The sequence below is a fragment of the Erwinia sp. PsM31 genome, assembly GCF_030433775.1.
Classification (GTDB): domain Bacteria; phylum Pseudomonadota; class Gammaproteobacteria; order Enterobacterales; family Enterobacteriaceae; genus Erwinia; species Erwinia aeris.
In genome coordinates, this window is record NZ_JARUWZ010000001.1 from 111512 (window position 1) to 129049 (window position 17538).

Annotated in this window: 16 protein-coding genes; 7 read left to right on the forward strand and 9 right to left on the reverse strand. The window is 58.7% G+C overall.

Annotation, left to right across the window (positions count from 1 at the left end; translation table 11 throughout):
• Nucleotides 1–55: 55 nt before the first annotated feature.
• The 3 genes from ftsP to parC form a co-directional block, all read right to left on the reverse strand.
• Complete coding sequence (gene ftsP, locus QCD69_RS00510) at nucleotides 56–1471, reverse strand: cell division protein FtsP (RefSeq protein ID WP_253458262.1); 1416 nt, start codon at nucleotides 1469–1471, stop codon at nucleotides 56–58.
• Nucleotides 1472–1559: 88 nt separating this feature from the next.
• Nucleotides 1560–2297, reverse strand: coding sequence for a 1-acylglycerol-3-phosphate O-acyltransferase (locus QCD69_RS00515; RefSeq protein WP_253458259.1), 738 nt, complete (start codon nucleotides 2295–2297; stop codon nucleotides 1560–1562).
• A gap of 135 nt (nucleotides 2298–2432) precedes the next feature.
• Nucleotides 2433–4706: a DNA topoisomerase IV subunit A gene (gene parC / locus QCD69_RS00520; protein WP_253458256.1), complete on the reverse strand. Its 2274-nt coding sequence runs from the start codon at nucleotides 4704–4706 to the stop codon at nucleotides 2433–2435.
• A 228-nt stretch (nucleotides 4707–4934) separates the two neighbouring features.
• Between parC and QCD69_RS00525 the strand changes: the two genes are divergently transcribed.
• Nucleotides 4935–5513, forward strand: a complete 579-nt coding sequence (locus QCD69_RS00525; RefSeq protein WP_125287216.1) for an NAD(P)H-dependent oxidoreductase — start codon at nucleotides 4935–4937, stop codon at nucleotides 5511–5513.
• A 32-nt stretch (nucleotides 5514–5545) separates the two neighbouring features.
• Nucleotides 5546–5851 carry a putative quinol monooxygenase gene (locus QCD69_RS00530; protein WP_253458253.1) on the forward strand — a complete coding sequence of 102 codons (306 nt, stop codon included), beginning with the start codon at nucleotides 5546–5548 and terminating at the stop codon, nucleotides 5849–5851.
• A 368-nt stretch (nucleotides 5852–6219) separates the two neighbouring features.
• On the opposite strand, the gene QCD69_RS00535 is transcribed toward QCD69_RS00530, so the two are convergent.
• Entirely contained in the window at nucleotides 6220–7128 is a 909-nt protein-coding gene (locus QCD69_RS00535; protein ID WP_253458250.1) for a LysR substrate-binding domain-containing protein, read from the reverse strand.
• Between the two features lie 195 nt (nucleotides 7129–7323).
• On the opposite strand from QCD69_RS00535, the gene QCD69_RS00540 reads away from it, so the two are divergent.
• The 4 genes from QCD69_RS00540 to QCD69_RS00555 are packed head-to-tail and all read left to right on the forward strand — an operon-like array spanning nucleotide 7324 to nucleotide 11271.
• Nucleotides 7324–8073, forward strand: coding sequence for an SDR family NAD(P)-dependent oxidoreductase (locus QCD69_RS00540; protein ID WP_253458248.1), 750 nt, complete (start codon nucleotides 7324–7326; stop codon nucleotides 8071–8073).
• A gap of 44 nt (nucleotides 8074–8117) precedes the next feature.
• Nucleotides 8118–9416: an MFS transporter gene (locus QCD69_RS00545; RefSeq protein ID WP_301250632.1), complete on the forward strand. Its 1299-nt coding sequence runs from the start codon at nucleotides 8118–8120 to the stop codon at nucleotides 9414–9416.
• A 12-nt stretch (nucleotides 9417–9428) separates the two neighbouring features.
• On the forward strand, nucleotides 9429–10262 hold the full coding sequence (locus tag QCD69_RS00550) for a transketolase (RefSeq protein WP_253458242.1): 834 nt from the start codon (nucleotides 9429–9431) through the stop codon (nucleotides 10260–10262).
• Between the two features lies 1 nt (nucleotide 10263).
• Complete coding sequence (locus tag QCD69_RS00555; protein ID WP_253458239.1) at nucleotides 10264–11271, forward strand: transketolase family protein; 1008 nt, start codon at nucleotides 10264–10266, stop codon at nucleotides 11269–11271.
• A gap of 46 nt (nucleotides 11272–11317) precedes the next feature.
• Here the strand turns inward: QCD69_RS00555 and parE are convergent, their stop codons facing one another.
• Genes parE through nudF form a run of 5 tightly spaced genes read right to left on the reverse strand, consistent with a single transcriptional unit; the run spans nucleotide 11318 to nucleotide 15759 of the window.
• A complete protein-coding gene (gene parE / locus QCD69_RS00560) occupies nucleotides 11318–13213 on the reverse strand; it encodes a DNA topoisomerase IV subunit B (protein ID WP_253458236.1) in 1896 nt (631 codons plus the stop codon).
• Between the two features lie 46 nt (nucleotides 13214–13259).
• The gene (gene yqiA, locus QCD69_RS00565) at nucleotides 13260–13838 is read right to left on the reverse strand and encodes an esterase YqiA (protein ID WP_301250634.1); all 579 of its coding nucleotides are present in this window, start codon (nucleotides 13836–13838) and stop codon (nucleotides 13260–13262) included.
• A 1-nt stretch (nucleotide 13839) separates the two neighbouring features.
• Nucleotides 13840–14664: a 3',5'-cyclic-AMP phosphodiesterase gene (gene cpdA / locus QCD69_RS00570; RefSeq protein WP_253458233.1), complete on the reverse strand. Its 825-nt coding sequence runs from the start codon at nucleotides 14662–14664 to the stop codon at nucleotides 13840–13842.
• Nucleotides 14665–14701: 37 nt separating this feature from the next.
• Nucleotides 14702–15127: a DUF1249 family protein gene (locus QCD69_RS00575; protein WP_253458229.1), complete on the reverse strand. Its 426-nt coding sequence runs from the start codon at nucleotides 15125–15127 to the stop codon at nucleotides 14702–14704.
• Nucleotides 15124–15759, reverse strand: coding sequence for an ADP-ribose diphosphatase (nudF, locus tag QCD69_RS00580; RefSeq protein WP_253458226.1), 636 nt, complete (start codon nucleotides 15757–15759; stop codon nucleotides 15124–15126). Before nudF ends, QCD69_RS00575 begins: the two co-directional genes overlap by 4 nt.
• Nucleotides 15760–15973: 214 nt before the next feature.
• Here nudF and tolC point away from each other — a divergent pair, with 214 nt between their 5' ends.
• Entirely contained in the window at nucleotides 15974–17455 is a 1482-nt protein-coding gene (gene tolC / locus QCD69_RS00585; RefSeq protein WP_253458223.1) for an outer membrane channel protein TolC, read from the forward strand.
• Nucleotides 17456–17538 lie beyond the last annotated feature (83 nt).

Sequence of the window (17538 nt, forward strand, 5' to 3'; positions counted from 1 at the left end):
CTTGATCCTTGCAAAACCTCGCTGGCTGGCCGCTCTGGTCAACCAGCGCTTTACGCTACGGCGCCGGCTGTACCTGCAGCTGGCCCGCCGTTCCGCGATCGGCCATTTCCAGCGTCTGGCTATAGTAGACAAACGGGAAGTGGTCGGAAGAGGACTGCGTAAAGGAGACAAACAGCTCCACGCTGCCGTCAACCCAGACGGTATCCTTCCAGCCGCGATCTTCCGCCATCGGCTGTGCACCGTTGACGTTCTTGATCAAAAACATCACGCCCTGAATATGAAACGCCTGCGGCAGGTCGGCATGAATAATCCAGCGTTCAAAGCTGCCCTGCTGCGCCTGGACGTCGATGCGGCCCAAATCCCACAGCGCGCCGTTGATGCCCGGCTCCGAGTCGCCCAGACGGAATTCGCGCGTACGGCTGACGCCGCCTTCGATGACCTGATCGGCCAGCAGACGCATCGGCAGCGTGTCGGTCACCAGCGGCAGCAGGCCGGTCGGACGCAGCGTCAGCACCAGCGTCGAGGTCAGAATGCTCGACGGCTCGAACAGCCCGCGCAGCCTGTCGACAATGCCTGCCGCCTGACCCGCCGTGATCGATACCTCGTCGCCCTGGCTCATATCCACCAGGATTTCCCGGCGCTCGCCCGGCGCCAGAGAAAGCTGCTGCACCGCCACGGGCGCGGGCAAAAAGCCCTGATCGCTGGCGATGACGTTAAAAGGCCGCTTGTCGCTCATGGCTAGCTGGTAGCGACGCGAGTTTGAAGCGTTGAGCAACCGCAGGCGTACCCAGCCGCGAGAGACTTCCACATAGGGATTCTGCGTGCCGTTCACCAGCAGGGTATCGCCCACAAAACCGCCGTTAGCTGGCGGGCTGTAGTCCGGCGAACCGAAGTTATCGATACGCTTGTCCTGAATAATCAGCGGAAAATCATCCACGCCGTAGTGGTTCGGCAGCGGCAGCGTTTTGCTGACCTCGTCTTCTACCAGCCACATACCCGCCAGGCCGTTGTAAACGTGCTCCGCCATATGACCAGGCGTGTTGGCGTGATACCAGCAGGTCGCGGCGGCCTGACGCACCGGGATCACCGGCGCCCAGTCGACGCCAGGCGACATCATGCGCGCCGCGCCGCCGGCGAGCGCGCCCGGCACCTGAAGCCCGCCAACGGTCATCGCCACCGCTTCGTTCAGCCGGTTGCTGTAGATGAGCTTGACGTCATCGCCGCTCCAGACCCTGACCGTCGGCCCCAGGTAGAGCCCGTTAAAGCCCCACACCTGCGCCTTGCTGCCGCTGGTAAACGACCAGTGGCTGCGTTGCAGCGTCAAAAAGATAGGCTGTCCACGGCGGGATTCGATAAGCGGCGGCACCGGCAAAGGATTACCCGGCCCTGCGGCGTGTACGCGTGCAGGCAGCGCACTGGCGCACAGCGCTATGCCCGATGCCTGAATAAACTGACGTCGACTGAAGGACATAAAAACTCCGTAACCCAAAATGCGGCCCGGCGGGCCGCTATCCATTTTTTATGATTGTTTGCCGTGTGCCGACCGCGAGGCGATCGGTTTACTTTTCGCCTGCGGCTTCCCGCGCGGCGACTTCCGCGTTGAGTTCAGCCAGCTTCTCCATCATCAGCTCGCGGCAATGGGTCGCCAGCTTGCGCACGGATTGGTCGGCGAAGGCGGCGGTATCGATCGGCGGCAGCATCTCAATGATCACCAGACCGTTATGCAGCCGGTTCAGCTTGATTTTATCGTGCGTATTGCTGACCACGATAGGAATAATAGGTACGCCTGCGGCCATAGCGGCGTGAAACGCGCCGGTTTTAAACGGCAACAGCCCGCGTCCACGGCTGCGCGTCCCTTCCGGGAACATCCAGAAGGAGATCTTCTTCTTTTTAAACTGGTCGATCAGCTGGTTAATGGTGCCGTGCGCTTTGTTGCGGTTGTCACGGTCGATCAACAGGTTGCCGGTCAGCCAGTAAAGCAGGCCAAAGAACGGCACCCACAGCAGCGTTTTTTTGCCTACCGTCACCGTGGTTGGCTGTACGACTTTTGCCGCCGTGATCATATCGTAGTTGTTCTGATGGTTGGCGATGTAGATCGCATTAGGATAGTTTTCCGCCCCTGCCGGCTTGCGGATTTCCACCTTCAGACCAAACAGCGGCGACAGGCGACCGAACAGATGGCCAAACGTCGCCACGTGGCGGGGATTACGGGGACTGAACAAACACCAGATGCAGCCGAAAATGCACACCAGGATTGAATAAACGATCGTCACGACGATCCGAAAAATTGACAGCATCACATCCTCATTATTGCCGGGCCGGAGACGCCTTAAGGCAGGCGCTCCGGCATTACGCCTTATCGGGCGCGCCGGGTGAAGTATATCCTGAAATCAGCAGGCTATGCTGCTTTTCACCGCGCGGCGCGGCCCGGATCACTCTTCGCTTTCACTGGCCTCAGGCCGTGCAGGCCCGTCCACCTCTACCCGATCGATACGCTGCAGGCCACGCGGCAGCAGCGTGCCGCGACGGCCGCGCTCGGCACGGAACTTCTGCAGGTCTTCCGGTCGCAGCGTCAGCTTGCGTTTGCCGACGTGCAGCGTGATGGCGGTTTGCGGCGTCAGCAGCAGCAGCCAGGCCAGTTTGTCGTCGCCCGCCGCCGCTTCCGCCGCCGGGATCGAGACAATCTTGTTGCCCTTGCCTTTGGACAGCTGCGGCAGATCGGCCACCGGGAACATCAGCATCCTGCCTGCGGCGGTGATCGCCAGCAGCAGGTCGTCCTCGTGATGGATCGCCTGCGGCGTCATCACTTTGGCGTTCTGCGGTAGCGTCAGCAGCGCTTTACCGGCACGGTTGCGCGACACCAGATCGCTGAAGGTGCAGACGAAGCCGTAGCCCGCATCCGACGCCAGCAGCAGCTTCTGATCGTCCGCCTCCATCAGTACCTGCTCCACCACCGCGCCCGGCGGCGGCGTCAGCTTGCCGGTCAACGGCTCGCCCTGCCCGCGCGCGGAAGGCAGCGTCACCGGATCGAGCGTATAGCTACGGCCGGTGGAGTCGATAAAGGCCACCGGCTGGTTGCTCTTGCCGCGCGCCGCCGCGCGATAGCTGTCGCCCGCCTTATAGCTCAGGCCGCCCGGATCGATATCGTGTCCCTTGGCGCTGCGCACCCAGCCCATCTGCGACAGCACAATAGTCACCGGCTCGGACGGCACCAGCTCGTTTTCGCTGATCGCTTTGGCCTCTTCGCGCTCGCGCAGCGGCGAACGACGATCGTCGCCATAGGCTTCGCTGTCGGCCTGTAGCTCTTTTTTCAGCAGCGTATTCATTTTACGTTCTGAAGCCAGAATGCCCTGTAAACGGTCGCGCTCTTTGCCCAGCTCGTCCTGCTCGCCGCGGATCTTCATCTCTTCCAGTTTGGCAAGATGACGCAGCTTCAGTTCCAGGATCGCTTCCGCCTGGGTTTCGCTGATGCCGAAGCGCGAAACCAGCACCTGCTTCGGCTCGTCTTCGCTGCGGATAATGTGGATCACCTCATCGATATTGAGGAAGGCGACCAGCAGGCCTTCCAGAATATGCAGGCGCTTCAGCACTTTTTCCAGCCGGAAATTCAGGCGGCGACGCACGGTGTCGCGGCGATAAACCAGCCATTCGCTGATGATTTCAAGCAGGTTTTTTACCGCCGGACGGTTATCCAGCCCGATCATATTCAGGTTGATGCGATAGCTTTTTTCCAAATCGGTGGTGGCGAACAGATGGTTCATTACCTGTTCCATATCCACCCGGTTGGAGCGCGGCACAATCACCAGACGCGTCGGGCTTTCGTGATCGGACTCATCGCGCAAGTCTTCCACCATCGGCAGCTTTTTATTGCGCATCTGCGCGGCTATCTGCTCCAGCACGCGCGCGCCGGAAACCTGGTGCGGCAGCGCGGTAATAACCACGTCGCCCTCTTCTTTCTTCCACACCGCGCGCATACGCACGGAGCCACGGCCGTTCTGATAGATTTTGCGGATCTCGGCGCGCGGCGTGATGATTTCCGCTTCGGTCGGATAGTCCGGCCCTTGCACGATATCCAGCAGCTCATCGAGCGTGGTTTTCGGCGCATCGATTAGCTTGATGGCCGCGTTGGCGACTTCGCGCAGGTTGTGCGGCGGAATATCCGTCGCCATCCCCACCGCAATCCCCGTGGTGCCGTTAAGCAGGATATTCGGCAGGCGCGCGGGCAGCATTGCCGGCTCCTGCATGGTGCCGTCAAAGTTCGGCACGTAATCCACGGTGCCCTGGCCCAGCTCGCCTAACAGCAGCTCGGCATATTTTGACAGGCGTGACTCGGTGTAACGCATCGCCGCAAAGGATTTCGGATCGTCCGGCGCGCCCCAGTTTCCCTGACCGTCCACCAGCGGATAGCGGTAAGAGAAAGGCTGCGCCATCAGCACCATCGCCTCATAACAGGCGCTGTCGCCGTGCGGATGATATTTACCCAGCACGTCGCCCACGGTACGGGCCGATTTTTTAAACTTGGCGCTGTTGTTCAGGCCCAGCTCCGACATCGCGTAGACGATACGGCGCTGCACCGGCTTCAGGCCATCGCCGATATACGGAAGCGCACGATCCATGATGACGTACATGGAATAGTTGAGATAGGCCTCTTCCGTAAACTTATGCAGAGCGCGACGCTCTGCCCCATCCTGAGTCAAATCGCTCATTACTTTTTGTTCCTCACATCATGGCGTCACGGGCACGCCACATCGGGGCCGTTTGGCGGGAATAGTACCTTATCCGGGCCGCTTCTGTCACAGATAACCGTGACGGCATACGCTTTCCTGCGTGGCGTGATTATTGCTCACAGCGCAAAAGTATTGTGATCAAAAACTCATTTTTAACCCCTGCCTTCGCGCGTACACTGAGGCCAGTTTTGAATACTGGAGAAGAAGATGCGCATTTTTATTATTGACGCCGGAAAAACCTTTGCCCATTCCAAAGGCGAGCTGAACCATACGCTGACCGACGTGGCCGCGACTTACCTGCGCGAAGCCGGTCATCAGGTTGACGTTACCGTGGTGGACAACGGCTACGTGGTGGCCGACGAGATCCAAAAATATCTGGCCGCCGACACGGTTATCTATCAGATGCCGGGCTGGTGGATGGGCGAACCGTGGATCCTGAAAAAATATATCGATGAGGTCTTTACCGAAGGCCACGGCACCCTGTACGCCAGCGACGGCCGCACGCGCTCCGACGCCTCGAAGAAGTATGGTTCCGGCGGGCTGGTTCAGGGTAAAAAATATATGCTTTCCCTGACGTGGAACGCGCCGCTGGAAGCCTTTACCGATCCCGACCAGTTCTTTGAAGGCGTGGGCGTGGACGGGCTTTACCTGCACTTCCACAAGGCGAATCAGTTCCTGGGAATGGAAGCGCTGCCGACCTTTATCTGCAACGATGTGATCAAGCAGCCGGATGTCCCACGCGATATCGAGCGTTATCGGACACATCTGGGCCAGATCTTTGCTTAACTGTTAAGACCGTTCTCTTAAAAGGAAAGACCATGCTCACCGTGATTGCTGAAATTTGTGTCAGGCCCGGCCGCCGCCGTGCGGTCATGCAGGCGATTGAACAAGTAATCCCGACGGTGTTAGAGGAAGAAGGCTGCGGCAGCTACCGGATGCTGGTGGATCACCAGGCGCAGGTGCCGTGGAAACAGAACTCGCCCGACTCGGTGTTTATGGTCGAGCAGTGGGATTCCTTACGGCATCTGGAACGGCATCAGCAGGCCGCGCATATGGAGCAGCACCGCGGCCGCATTAAAGATGACGTGCTGGACGTGAGGATTTTCGTGCTGGAACCGGCGTAAAGAGTAAGAAGGGACGAACCGGGTTCGTCCCTTGAGGTTGCTGACAAACTCATCCACTGTCATCAAGTCGCGTGCGGGTCGGTGGAAAGCAGCAGAGGCAGATCGGAACATGGACACGCCGTAAACCCATCCGTGGGGGCTCGTTTCGCGCGTCCATGCGCGAAAACGGTCCGCTTATCCGCTCAGCCACTGCTGCTGCGAAGCTGCCGTTTCGCTGTAAAAAAATTCAGTCCGCACGAACCCGCTGGCTTTGTCAGCAGTCTGAAGGGACGAACCGGGTTCGCCCCCTTTTTTTGTGGCTTGCCGTCATAGCGATAGCCGCGCCGTCCGCTCTATTATCGATACCGTTCGGGGGCTGCCCGGCAAGGTCACGCCGGTGGCGATGCTTCCAGCTGCTCGCTGCTCCACTGCAGGAAATGGCTTACGCGGGGAAAGCGGGCAAAGCCGCGCGGCCAAACCAGATGATGCGCGTTCACCGGCAGGCTGCATTCGTCGCCAAACACCCTGACCAGCGTGCCGCTACGCAAATATTCTGCCGCCAGCAGCTCGCTTTCAAACACCACACCGTGCCCCAGCCTTGCCGCCTCCAGGCTCATATAAGAACGATCGAAGCGAAACAGCCAGTCTTTGGTCGGCTGCGCTAATTGCATCGCGGCAAACCACTGCGGCCACTGAATTAAAGGCGACTCGGAAAGGATTAGCGCATGATTAATTAATTCCGCCGGCGTCGCGACCGGATGCTTTATCAAATAATCGGGCGATGCTAATACCGACATTTTTTCATGGCGGATGGTTTTAACTTCCAGTGATTTCCAGTCGGGAAAGCCGTGGCGCACCGCAATATCAATATTGTCACGGCTGAAAGATAAATTTTCGTAGGAACAGGAAAGCGTGACCTGTATTGCAGGATAGCGCTCGCGGAATTTATGCAGACGCGGCAGCAGCCAGAGCAAACCAAAACTGGGCGCGCAGTGAATGCGCAGCGCGCTGCGCGCTTTCTCATTACCGAGACGGGTGCTGGCCTGGGTCAGCCCCAGCAGCAACGGGCTGATTTCTTTCAGATAGTTTTCACCGGCCAGCGTTAACGTCATGCCTTTGGGCGAGCGGTTGAACAGCAGGCAGCCCAGCTCTTTTTCCAGTTTTGCCAGCTGATGGCTGGCAGCAGAGGCGGTAATATTCACTTCTTCCGCCGCACGCGCCACATTGCCGTAATGCGCAACTTCTTCAAAAATCCTGAGCGATTTTATCGAAGGGCAAAAATCTGCGTGTTTTTCCATGCGGCTCCTTAAATGAATTTTGTGACAGATGCCCGCTTTTTTCCGCGAGAAATGTTAACTGCATCAAATCCATCTTTCTATTCAGCATCGAATGAATTTTTTTGCATTGCCAGTTTAGCCGTAATTTCCAATTCTGAATGTGACCCTGCCGGTAGCGATACCGAACCACTAAAAAAGATTATTACGGAGTGGATTATGTTGCTGAAAAATAAAGTTGCGATTATTACGGGCGCCGCCTCTCAACGCGGTATTGGCCGTGCCACCGCCGCCTGTTTCGCCCGTCACGGCGCGCAGGTCGTGATTCTGGATCTGGATGAGAACGCGGCGCGACATGCGGCTGAAGAGCTGGGTGCCGGTCATCTGGGCCTGGCGGCCAACGTCACCGATCCCGCTGCGGTGCGCCAGGCCGTTTCCCGCGTGGTCAGCGAGTTTGGCCGCATCGACGTGCTGGTAAATAACGCAGGCATTACGCAGCCGGTAAAAACGCTGGAAATCAGCATCGAAGACTATAACCGTATCCTGGACGTCAATCTGCGCGGCACGCTGCTGATGTCACAGGCGGTGATCCCAACCATGCAGCAGCAAGGCGGCGGCAGTATTGTTTGCCTCTCTTCCGTTTCCGCCCAGCGCGGCGGCGGCATTTTCGGCGGCCCGCACTACAGCGCGGCGAAAGCTGGCGTGCTGGGCTTAACCAAAGCGATGGCGCGCGAGTTTGGCCCGGACCAGATCCGCGTCAACGCGCTGACGCCGGGCCTGATCCAGACCGATATTACCGGCGGCCTGCTGCAGGACGAGCGGCGTCACGCCATTATCGACGGCATCCCGCTTGGCCGCCTGGGCGCGGCAGACGACGTGGCTAACGCCGCGCTGTTCCTTGCCAGCGATCTCGCCAGCTACCTGACCGGCATCACGCTGGACGTTAACGGCGGCATGTTGATCCACTGATCGGCTCCTTCCAGCAGGCTTCTTTCACTCCGGGAGTGAAGAGTATGACAACGCTTAATCTCAGCGCGACGACCGTCGCGCGCGATGCGACCTATCGCAAAATCGCCTGGCGGCTGATGCCGTTTTTAATGCTTTGCTATCTTTGCGCCTATCTCGACCGGGTTAACGTCGGCTTCGCCAAGCTGCAAATGATGGACGATCTGGCCCTGAGCGAAACGGTGTACGGCCTGGGGGCGGGTATTTTCTTTATCGGCTACTTCTTTTTTGAAGTACCCAGCAATCTCATCCTGCATCGCGTCGGCGCACGCCGCTGGATTGCCCGCATCATGATCACCTGGGGGCTGATTTCCGGCCTGTTCGCCTTTGTGGAAACGGCCTGGCAGTTTTATCTGCTGCGCTTTTTTCTCGGCGTGGCCGAAGCCGGTCTGGCGCCCGGCCTGCTGCTCTATCTCACCTACTGGTTCCCCTCGCATCGCCGCGCCCGCATGACGGTGCTGTGGTTTGTGGCGATCCCGCTTTCCGGCATGATCGGCGGCCCGCTTTCCGGCTGGATTATGGAAGCCTTCGCCGGTTTTCACGGCTGGGCAGGCTGGCAGTGGATGTTCGTACTGGAAGCGATTCCGACCATGCTGATGGGCTTTGTGGTGCTGATGGTGCTCAAGGATCGCGTTGAGCAGGCGCCCTGGCTGGACGAGAGCGAAAAGCGCATGGTGCGTGCCGATTTGGATGAGGATAACCAGCAAAAAGCGCATCACGGCACGGTGAAAGCTTTTGTGGCCGACAGGCGGCTGTGGCTGCTGGCGCTGATCTACTTTTGCGTGGTGATGGGCCAGTATGCGCTGACCTTCTGGCTGCCGACGCTGGTCAGAAACTCCGGCATCCGCGAGCCGCTGCATATCGGCCTGCTGACCAGCCTGCCCTATCTCTGTGCCATCGTTTTTATGCTGATGGCGGGCCGCAGCGGCGACCGGCATCGCGAGCGGCGCTGGCATCTGATGGTGCCCATGGCGATCGGCGTGGTCGGGCTGACGCTGGCGACGTCGCTGGGTCACAGCGTACCGGCCTCGCTGTTTTTCCTCTGCGTGGCCGCCGCCGGCATCCTTTCCGCCTCTTCCCTGTTCTGGATGCTGCCGACCAACCTGCTCGGCGGCGTCTCGGCGGCGGCAGGCATTGCCGCGGTGAACTGTATCGCGAATCTGGCGGGCTTCTTTTCACCGTGGCTGATCGGTTCTATCACCACCGCCACCGGTTCGCCCGCTTCGGGCATCTACTTTATTGCTGCTGTTTTGCTGCTCGGCGCGCTCTGCGTGCTGCGTATTCGCGCAGCAGACGTTAACCGTTAATCAGGAGATAAGATGAACAGCGTTTCTGCCACACTTACGCTCAAACAGCGCGCAAACAATATCCGTCGTCATGCGCTGTTAATGGGACAGGTTCAGGGTCAGGGCTATATCGGCCAGGCGTTAGGCGCTGCCGATTTGCTGGCCGTCAGCTATTTTCACGCGCTCAATTTTCGTCCTGAGGAGCCGGAATGGGAAGCGCGCGACCGTTTTTACCTTTCTATCGGCCACTACGCTATTGCGCTGTACGCCGCGCTGCTGGAAGCGGGCGTGCTGCCCGAGGCCGAGCGCGAAACCTATGGCAGCGACGAGAGCCGCCTGCCGATGTCCGGCATGGCCGCTTATACGCCCGGTATGGAGATCACCGGCGGCTCGCTTGGGCACGGCTTAGGCATTGCGGTTGGCGCGTGCCTGGGGCTGAAAAGCAAAGGCTCCGCTTCCTTTGTTTATAACCTGCTTTCCGACGGCGAGCTGAATGAAGGCTCGACCTGGGAAGCGGCGATGTCGGCCTCGCACTGGCGGCTGGATAACCTGATCGCCCTGATCGACGTCAACAATCAACAGGCCGACGGCCACAGTTCGGAAATTCTGGCGTTCGAGCCGATTGTCGATCGCTGGCGGGCCTTTGGCTGGCACGTGCAGCGCGTGGACGGCAACGATATCGCCGCACTGACCGCCGCCTTTGACGCCGCGCGCGCCTGGGCTGAACCGCAGCCGCGCGTAATTATCTGCGATACCAAAATGGGTAAAGGCGTGCCTTTCCTGGAAACGCGCGAAAAAACGCACTTTATCCGCGTGGATGCCGACGAATGGGACAAAGCCCTCACCGCGCTTGAGCAAGGGGAATAACATGACTACCGCAACAAAGAAACGCCTGACCACGTCCGCTATGATCGCCTCCATCGCCGCAGAAGGTCAGCCCGTGCAGTCGGCCCCTTTCGGCCATGCGCTGGTAGAGCTGGCGCGCCAGCGCACTGATATCGTTGGCTTAACGGCCGATCTGAGCAAATACACCGATCTGCATCTGTTTGCCGAAGCCTTCCCGGAACGCTTTTTTCAGATGGGCATGGCGGAGCAGCTGTTGATGAGCGCCGCAGCGGGCATGGCGCGGGAAGGCTTTACGCCTTTTGTCACCACCTATGCGGTGTTTGCCTCGCGCCGCGCCTACGATTTTATCTGTATGGCGATAGCGGAAGAGAACCTGAACGTCAAAATCGCCTGCGCGCTGCCTGGCCTGACCACCGGCTACGGGCCGAGCCATCAGGCGACCGAGGATTTGGCTATTTTTCGCGGGATGCCGAATCTGACCATTATCGATCCCTGCGACGCGCTGGAAATCAGCCAGGCGGTGCCCGCCATAGCCGAGCATAGCGGACCGGTCTATATGCGCCTGCTGCGCGGCAAAGTGCCGCTGGTGCTGGATAAATATGGCTATCAGTATCGCCACGGCAAGGCGCAACGGCTGCGCAGCGGCAAACATGCGGTGATTATCAGCAGCGGGCTGATGACCATGCGCGCGCTGGAAGCCGCAGAAGCGCTGGAGAAAAGAGGCATCGAGGTTGGCGTGGTGCATTCGCCGATGATCAAGCCGCTGGACGAGGCCACCATCCTGCGCGAGGCGGGCGAAGCGGTGAACGAGAACCGGCTGGTGATCACGGCGGAAAACCACTCCATTACCGGCGGGCTGGGCGAAGCGATAGCGGCGACGCTGATGCGGCACGGCGTGACGCCGCAATTCAGACAGATTGCCCTGCCGGACGCTTTTCTGGCGGCGGGCGCGCTGCCGACGCTGCACGATCGCTACGGTATTTCGACGGCGGCGATGGTTACGCAGATTACAAGCTGGCTGGAAGGGTAACGGAAAGCCCCGAAGCGTTGCGCTTCGGGGCCGAGTTCAGGCAGGATTAAACCTCGATTTCCGCCATATGGCCTTTTTCCTGCAGCCAGTTGCGGCGATCTTCCGAGCGTTTCTTCGCCAGCAGCATATCCATCACCGCCAGCGTCTGTTCCACGTCGTCGTCGTCAATGGTCAGCTGCACCAGGCGACGGGTATTGGGATCCAGCGTGGTTTCACGCAGCTGTAGCGGGTTCATCTCGCCCAGGCCTTTAAAGCGCTGCACGCCCGGCTTGCCCTTTTTACGCTTCAGCTGATCCAGAATGCCCGCTTTCTCTTCCTCATCCAGCGCGTAGTAAACCTCTTTACCCAAATCGATGCGGTAAAGCGGCGGCATCGCCACGTAGACGTGCCCGTTTTTCACCAGCGTGCGGAAGTGCTTCACGAAAAGCGCACAAAGCAGCGTAGCGATATGCAGACCGTCGGAGTCCGCATCGGCCAGGATACAGACTTTGCCGTAGCGCAGCTGGCTCATATCTTCGCTGTCGGGATCGATACCGATAGCGACGGAAATATCATGTACTTCCTGCGATGCCAGCACCTCGTCCGAAGAGACTTCCCAGGTGTTGAGGATCTTGCCTTTCAGCGGCATGATCGCCTGGTATTCACGATCGCGCGCCTGCTTGGCCGATCCGCCTGCGGAGTCCCCTTCCACCAGGAAGAGTTCCGTGCGGTTCAGATCCTGCGCGCTACAGTCCGCCAGCTTGCCGGGCAGCGCCGGGCCGCTGGTGAGCTTTTTACGCACCACCTTTTTCGCCGCACGCATCCGGCGCTGGGCGCTGGAAATCGCCAGCTCGGCCAGCATTTCCGCCGCCTGCACGTTCTGGTTCAGCCACAGGCTGAAGGCATCTTTCACCACGCCAGAGACGAAGGCCGCGCACTGGCGGGAAGAGAGTCGCTCTTTGGTCTGACCGGCAAACTGCGGATCCTGCATTTTCACCGACAGCACGTAGGCGCAGCGATCCCAGATATCTTCCGCCGACAGCTTCACGCCGCGCGGCAGAATATTGCGGTATTCGCAGAACTCGCGCATCGCATCCAGCAGGCCCTGACGCAGGCCGTTGACGTGCGTGCCGCCCTGCATGGTCGGGATCAGGTTGACGTAGCTTTCCGTCAGCAGCTCGCCGCCTTCCGGCAGCCACAGCAGCGCCCAGTCCACCGCTTCGATATCGCCGGCAAAAGAGCCGACAAAAGGTTTTTCCGGCAGCGTCGGCAGGCCGTTAACCGCTTCCGCCAGATAGTCCGTCAGGCCGTCGGCGTAGCACCAACTTTGCTCGGTATTGTTCACTTTGTCTTTAAAGACGATTTCCACGCCCGGACAAAGCACCGCTTTCGCCTTCAGCAGATGGCTGAGGCGCGATACCGAAAAGCGCGGGCTGTCGAAGAACGACGGGTCCGGCCAGAAGCGTACGCGCGTACCGGTGTTGCGTTTGCCGACCGTGCCGGTGACGTGCAGATCCTGCACTTTGTCGCCGTTTTCAAACGCCATTTCATACACTTCGGCATTACGGCGCACGGTGACTTCCACGCGCGTCGACAGCGCGTTTACCACCGAGATGCCCACGCCGTGCAGGCCGCCGGAAAACTGGTAGTTCTTGTTAGAAAATTTGCCGCCCGCATGCAGGCGACAGAAGATCAGTTCAACGGCCGGTACGCCTTCTTCGGGATGGATATCGACCGGCATACCGCGACCGTCGTCAATCACTTCCAGCGACTGATCGGCGTGCAGGATCACTTCGACGCGTTTGGCATGGCCCGCCAGCGCTTCATCCACGCTGTTGTCGATCACTTCCTGACCTAAATGGTTAGGACGCGACGTATCGGTATACATGCCCGGACGGCGGCGAACGGGTTCAAGGCCGCTGAGTACCTCAATGGAATCAGCGTTATAGCTGGACTGAGTCATTGTATCAATCTTGATGGCTGTAAATGAGTGAGCCCCACGTCCCGCTTCAGGCAGCGAGGCCTAAAAAGTCCAGGATCGGGGAGAAATGGCGTTCGAATCCGATAAAAGCATGATTTCCGCCCTCTTCAACCGTCTGACGGCAGGCGCTGTAGTAGCCTACAGCCTGGCGGTAATCGAGCACTTCATCGCCCGTTTGCTGCAGCAGCCAGAGCAAATCCGGCGACTCTAACGGGTCAATCTGCATCACTTTCAGATCGTAAATGTGGCGTGACTCTAACACATATTGCTGCCCGGTGTACGGGTTCTGATTCAGACCCAAATAATCCACCAACAGCTCAAAAGGCCGCACCGCAGGATTGACCACCACCGCTGGCAGCATGAAGCATTGCGAGAGCCACGTCGCATAGTAGCCGCCCAGCGACGAGCCGACGAGCCCCACGGCTTCGCCCGATAATCCCATGATCAGGCTTTCCAGCATCAGCGCCGCGTCCGCCGGGTAAGGCGGCAGCTGCGGCACAATAACCTGGATTTCCGGATGCCGCGTGGCCAGCCACTGCCGGAACTGCGTCGCTTTAGCCGACTGCGGCGAGCTGTTGAAACCGTGCAGGTAGATCAGCGTGGCCATCTCAGTATCCTTCGGAGTCGGGATCGGGGCTGAAGGCGCGCGTCGTCAGGCGCTCAACGCGGGTTTCCACCCGGCCATCCGCATACAGATCCAGCCAGCGCCAGCCCGGCGCTTCGGAATCGATAGTAAAGTTGGTGCAGTGCGGTCGGAACTGCACGCAGGTCGACGGCGTCGCCAGCAGGCGGCGTCCGTTCCAGTTCAAATCCAGATCCTGATGAATATGCCCGCAGAGCAGCGTCGACGCCAGCGGATAGCGCTGCAGCACGGCCTCCAGCATATGCGAATTGCGCAGGCTGTGCTGATCGAGCCAGGTGCAGCCCGACGGCAGCGGATGGTGATGCAGCAGCACCAGCGTATGGCGCTCCGGCGCCTTCGCCAGCGCTTTGTCCAGCCATTCCAGCTGATAGTCGCTCAGCTCGCCGTGCGGCACGCCGAAAACCTGGCTGTCCAGCAACACGATCTGCCACTCCTCGCCCAGCAGCACATGCTTTTCGTCAGCGATTTTCGCTTCGGCCAGTGTGTTGAACATCGCAGGCTGAAAATCGTGGTTGCCCGGCAGCCAGACGCATGGCGCGGGCAGACGCGCGATGCCCTCAGCGAAATGCTGATAGGCTTCCACGCTGTGATCCTGCGCCAGATCGCCGGTCGCGACGATCAGATCAAACGGCTCTTCACAGGCGGAAATCGCCTGCAGCACCGCATCGAAACTGGCCCAGGTGTTCACGCCCAGCAGCGTTTCATGTTTACCGGCGAAAAGATGGGTGTCCGTTATCTGTAATACCCTTGCCCGACCATTCGCCACAGGAAGTTTTAACAGGCTATCCAATCACAATCCTTAGGGTTAATGCCGTCACGGCAGAGGCTCACCACACCGGAACGGCCATTGCGCCATGCGCTAAACAGTAGCGCAGCCAGTCTGCAAGAAACTGGTTTATCTGATGCTTTTCGTCACGCTGATGCAGCTTTTTATTCGGATAATCATAGCGCGCTTTGAAGCGATAGATCTGCTGTGTCGAACACACTTCCGCCACCATTGCGTCATGGTAGAGCCGCACGGACATGGCGGGCAGGCTCCAGTAGCTGACGGCGGGCGCGGTCTGTTTGATTTCCACCAGCGTAGTGTAACGCGTCGATTCCTGGATAGTCACCGTATAACTTGCATCGTTGACCTGCCAGGTGACTGACTCGCCCGCCCGATCTTCTTTCGGCAGCAGCCGACGCAGCTGCGCGAAATTGGTCTCGCACAGCCGCATCATTTCAGGGAAATCAGGCACGTAGCGCTTTATCATTCGTTTTTCCACTCGTCTCTTAGTTTTTTATGATGCAGCTCCAGCCATTGCAAAGCGATGACGGAGGCCGCGTTGTCTATTTTCCCCTCTTCCACCCAGCGGTAAGCCTGTTCGCGGCTGACCACATGCACAAGAATATCCTCATTCTCTTCCTCCAGACCGTGGTTTCCCTGCGCCACGCTGGCATCCACTTCGCCTACCAGAATCTCCAGCCGCTCGCTGGTGCCGCCGGGGCTGGCTAAGTAGCTGAGCACCGGCTTCACGCGGGCGGGTTTGATCCCGGCTTCTTCTACCGCTTCGCGCCGGACAACGTCTTCCGGCGTTTCGCCCGGCTCTATAATACCGGCCACCAATTCTAACAGCCAGGGCGTTGGGCTGCTGTCAAAAGCGGGAATGCGGATTTGTTCAATCAATACCACCCGATCGCTCACCGGATCGTAAGGCAGCAGGACGGCGGCATGGCCGCGCTCAAAAACCTCTCTGGTGACTTCTTTGCTCATGCCGCCGTTAAACAGCCGATGGCGAAAGCGATAACGAGTGAGTGAAAAAAAACCTTTATAACACGGCTCACGTGCAATAATTTCTACATCGTTTTTTGTGAAAGTCACCGGGTATTTTTTGTCGCTGCTCACGGTTTACGCTCCTGTAAGGGTGGTGGCGAAAGCGGGAAAAGAGTGCTGAAATCCGCCCAGAGTGTAGTTCTTAATGATTAAATTGAGTAAATTGTGGCAACATGGCACTTTCAGCCAACTTATCTCTTTCATTTACTCTGGTAGAATCGGCGATAATTTTTTTGGCTTACGACAGCGCTACCATAGCAATATTGCTGCATAACAAGGAATGCAAATGAAGAAACTGCTCCCTTTACTTATCGGCCTGGGCCTGGGCGGCTTCAGCGTCGCCAGCCAGGCGGAAAACCTGTTGCAGATCTACCAGCAGGCCCGGTTGTCTAACCCCGATCTTCGCAGTTCTGCAGCCGATCGCGATGCCGCGTTTGAGAAAATCAACGAAGCGCGCAGCCCTTTACTGCCTCAGTTAGGTTTGGGTGCGGATTATACCTACAGCAACGGCTATCGCGACAGCAGCGGTCTGCACAGCACCACGACCAGCGGCACACTGCAGCTGACGCAAACCATTTTCGATATGTCGAAATGGCGCGCGCTGACGCTGCAGGAAAAAACGGCAGGCGTACAGGATGTTACCTACCAGGTCGCACAGCAGAATCTGATCCTCAACACCGCTACCGCTTATTTTAACGTATTAAACGCCATCGACACGCTTTCTTATACCGAAGCGCAGAAACAGTCGATCTACCGTCAGCTGGATCAAACCACGCAGCGTTTCAACGTCGGCCTGGTGGCGATTACGGATGTGCAAAACGCGCGTGCGCAGTACGACAGCGTGCTGGCCAACGAAGTGACGGCCCGCAACAATCTGGATAATAATCTGGAAACGCTGCGTCAGGTCACGGGCAACTACTATCTGAGCCTGGCTTCGCTGAACGTCGACAGCTTCCAGACGGAAAAACCGCAGCCGGTCAACGCGCTGCTGAAGGAAGCCGAAAGCCGCAACCTTAGCCTGCTTTCCGCTCGTCTGAACCAGGATCTGGCGCGTGAGCAGATCCGCCTGTCGGAAACCGGCCATATGCCAACGCTGGATCTGACTGCGCAAAGCGGCCTGTCGAACAACAAATATGGCGGCAGCCGCGCCAACAGCGCAGCCTATCAGGACAGCATCAGCGGCAACAACCAGGTGGGCCTGAGCTTCACGCTGCCGTTGTATAGCGGCGGCTCGGTCACCTCGCAGGTGAAACAGTCGCAGTACGCTTTTGTTTCCGCCAGCGAGCAGCTCGAAAGCGCACACCGTACCGCGGTACAGACCGTGCGTTCATCCTTTAACAACGTGAATGCGTCCATCAGCAGCATCAATGCTTACAAGCAGGCCGTGGTTTCGGCGCAAAGCTCGCTGGATGCAATGGAAGCGGGTTATCAGGTAGGTACGCGCACCATCGTTGACGTGCTGGATGCGACCACCACATTATATAACGCCAAGCAGCAGCTTTCCAACGCGCGCTACAGCTACATGATCAACGAGCTGAATATTAAATCGGCTCTGGGTACGCTGAACGAGCAGGATCTGCAGATGCTGAACAGCCGCCTGGGTAAAGAAGTCCCAACTTCACCAGAAGCGGTAGCGCCGGAAAACACCCAGCAGGATGCAGCGGCAAACGGCGCGCAAACGGCGGCCTCGCCTGCCGTGCAGCGTGCTGCGGCACCGGCGGCGGCTCAGGCATCCGCGCCGGCCAGCGGTAATCCGTTCCGCCATTAAGCATTTTGGGGCAGCCTGGCTGCCCCTTTTACTTTCAAACGTATAGCTAAGTAAAGATCCCCTTCACATTGCCGCTCGTTGCT

Coding starts and splice junctions, on each gene's coding strand:
- QCD69_RS00540 (WP_253458248.1), top strand. CDS start 7,324: ATGTTGCTGAAAAATAAAGTTGCGATTATTACGGGCGCCGCCTCTCAA.
- yqiA (WP_301250634.1), bottom strand. CDS start 13,838: ATGGCCACGCTGATCTACCTGCACGGTTTCAACAGCTCGCCGCAGTCG.
- parC (WP_253458256.1), bottom strand. CDS start 4,706: ATGAGCGATTTGACTCAGGATGGGGCAGAGCGTCGCGCTCTGCATAAG.
- QCD69_RS00535 (WP_253458250.1), bottom strand. CDS start 7,128: ATGGAAAAACACGCAGATTTTTGCCCTTCGATAAAATCGCTCAGGATT.
- parE (WP_253458236.1), bottom strand. CDS start 13,213: ATGACTCAGTCCAGCTATAACGCTGATTCCATTGAGGTACTCAGCGGC.
- tolC (WP_253458223.1), top strand. CDS start 15,974: ATGAAGAAACTGCTCCCTTTACTTATCGGCCTGGGCCTGGGCGGCTTC.
- ftsP (WP_253458262.1), bottom strand. CDS start 1,471: ATGTCCTTCAGTCGACGTCAGTTTATTCAGGCATCGGGCATAGCGCTG.
- QCD69_RS00530 (WP_253458253.1), top strand. CDS start 5,546: ATGCTCACCGTGATTGCTGAAATTTGTGTCAGGCCCGGCCGCCGCCGT.
- QCD69_RS00555 (WP_253458239.1), top strand. CDS start 10,264: ATGACTACCGCAACAAAGAAACGCCTGACCACGTCCGCTATGATCGCC.
- QCD69_RS00545 (WP_301250632.1), top strand. CDS start 8,118: ATGACAACGCTTAATCTCAGCGCGACGACCGTCGCGCGCGATGCGACC.
- QCD69_RS00550 (WP_253458242.1), top strand. CDS start 9,429: ATGAACAGCGTTTCTGCCACACTTACGCTCAAACAGCGCGCAAACAAT.
- QCD69_RS00525 (WP_125287216.1), top strand. CDS start 4,935: ATGCGCATTTTTATTATTGACGCCGGAAAAACCTTTGCCCATTCCAAA.
- QCD69_RS00575 (WP_253458229.1), bottom strand. CDS start 15,127: ATGATAAAGCGCTACGTGCCTGATTTCCCTGAAATGATGCGGCTGTGC.
- QCD69_RS00515 (WP_253458259.1), bottom strand. CDS start 2,297: ATGCTGTCAATTTTTCGGATCGTCGTGACGATCGTTTATTCAATCCTG.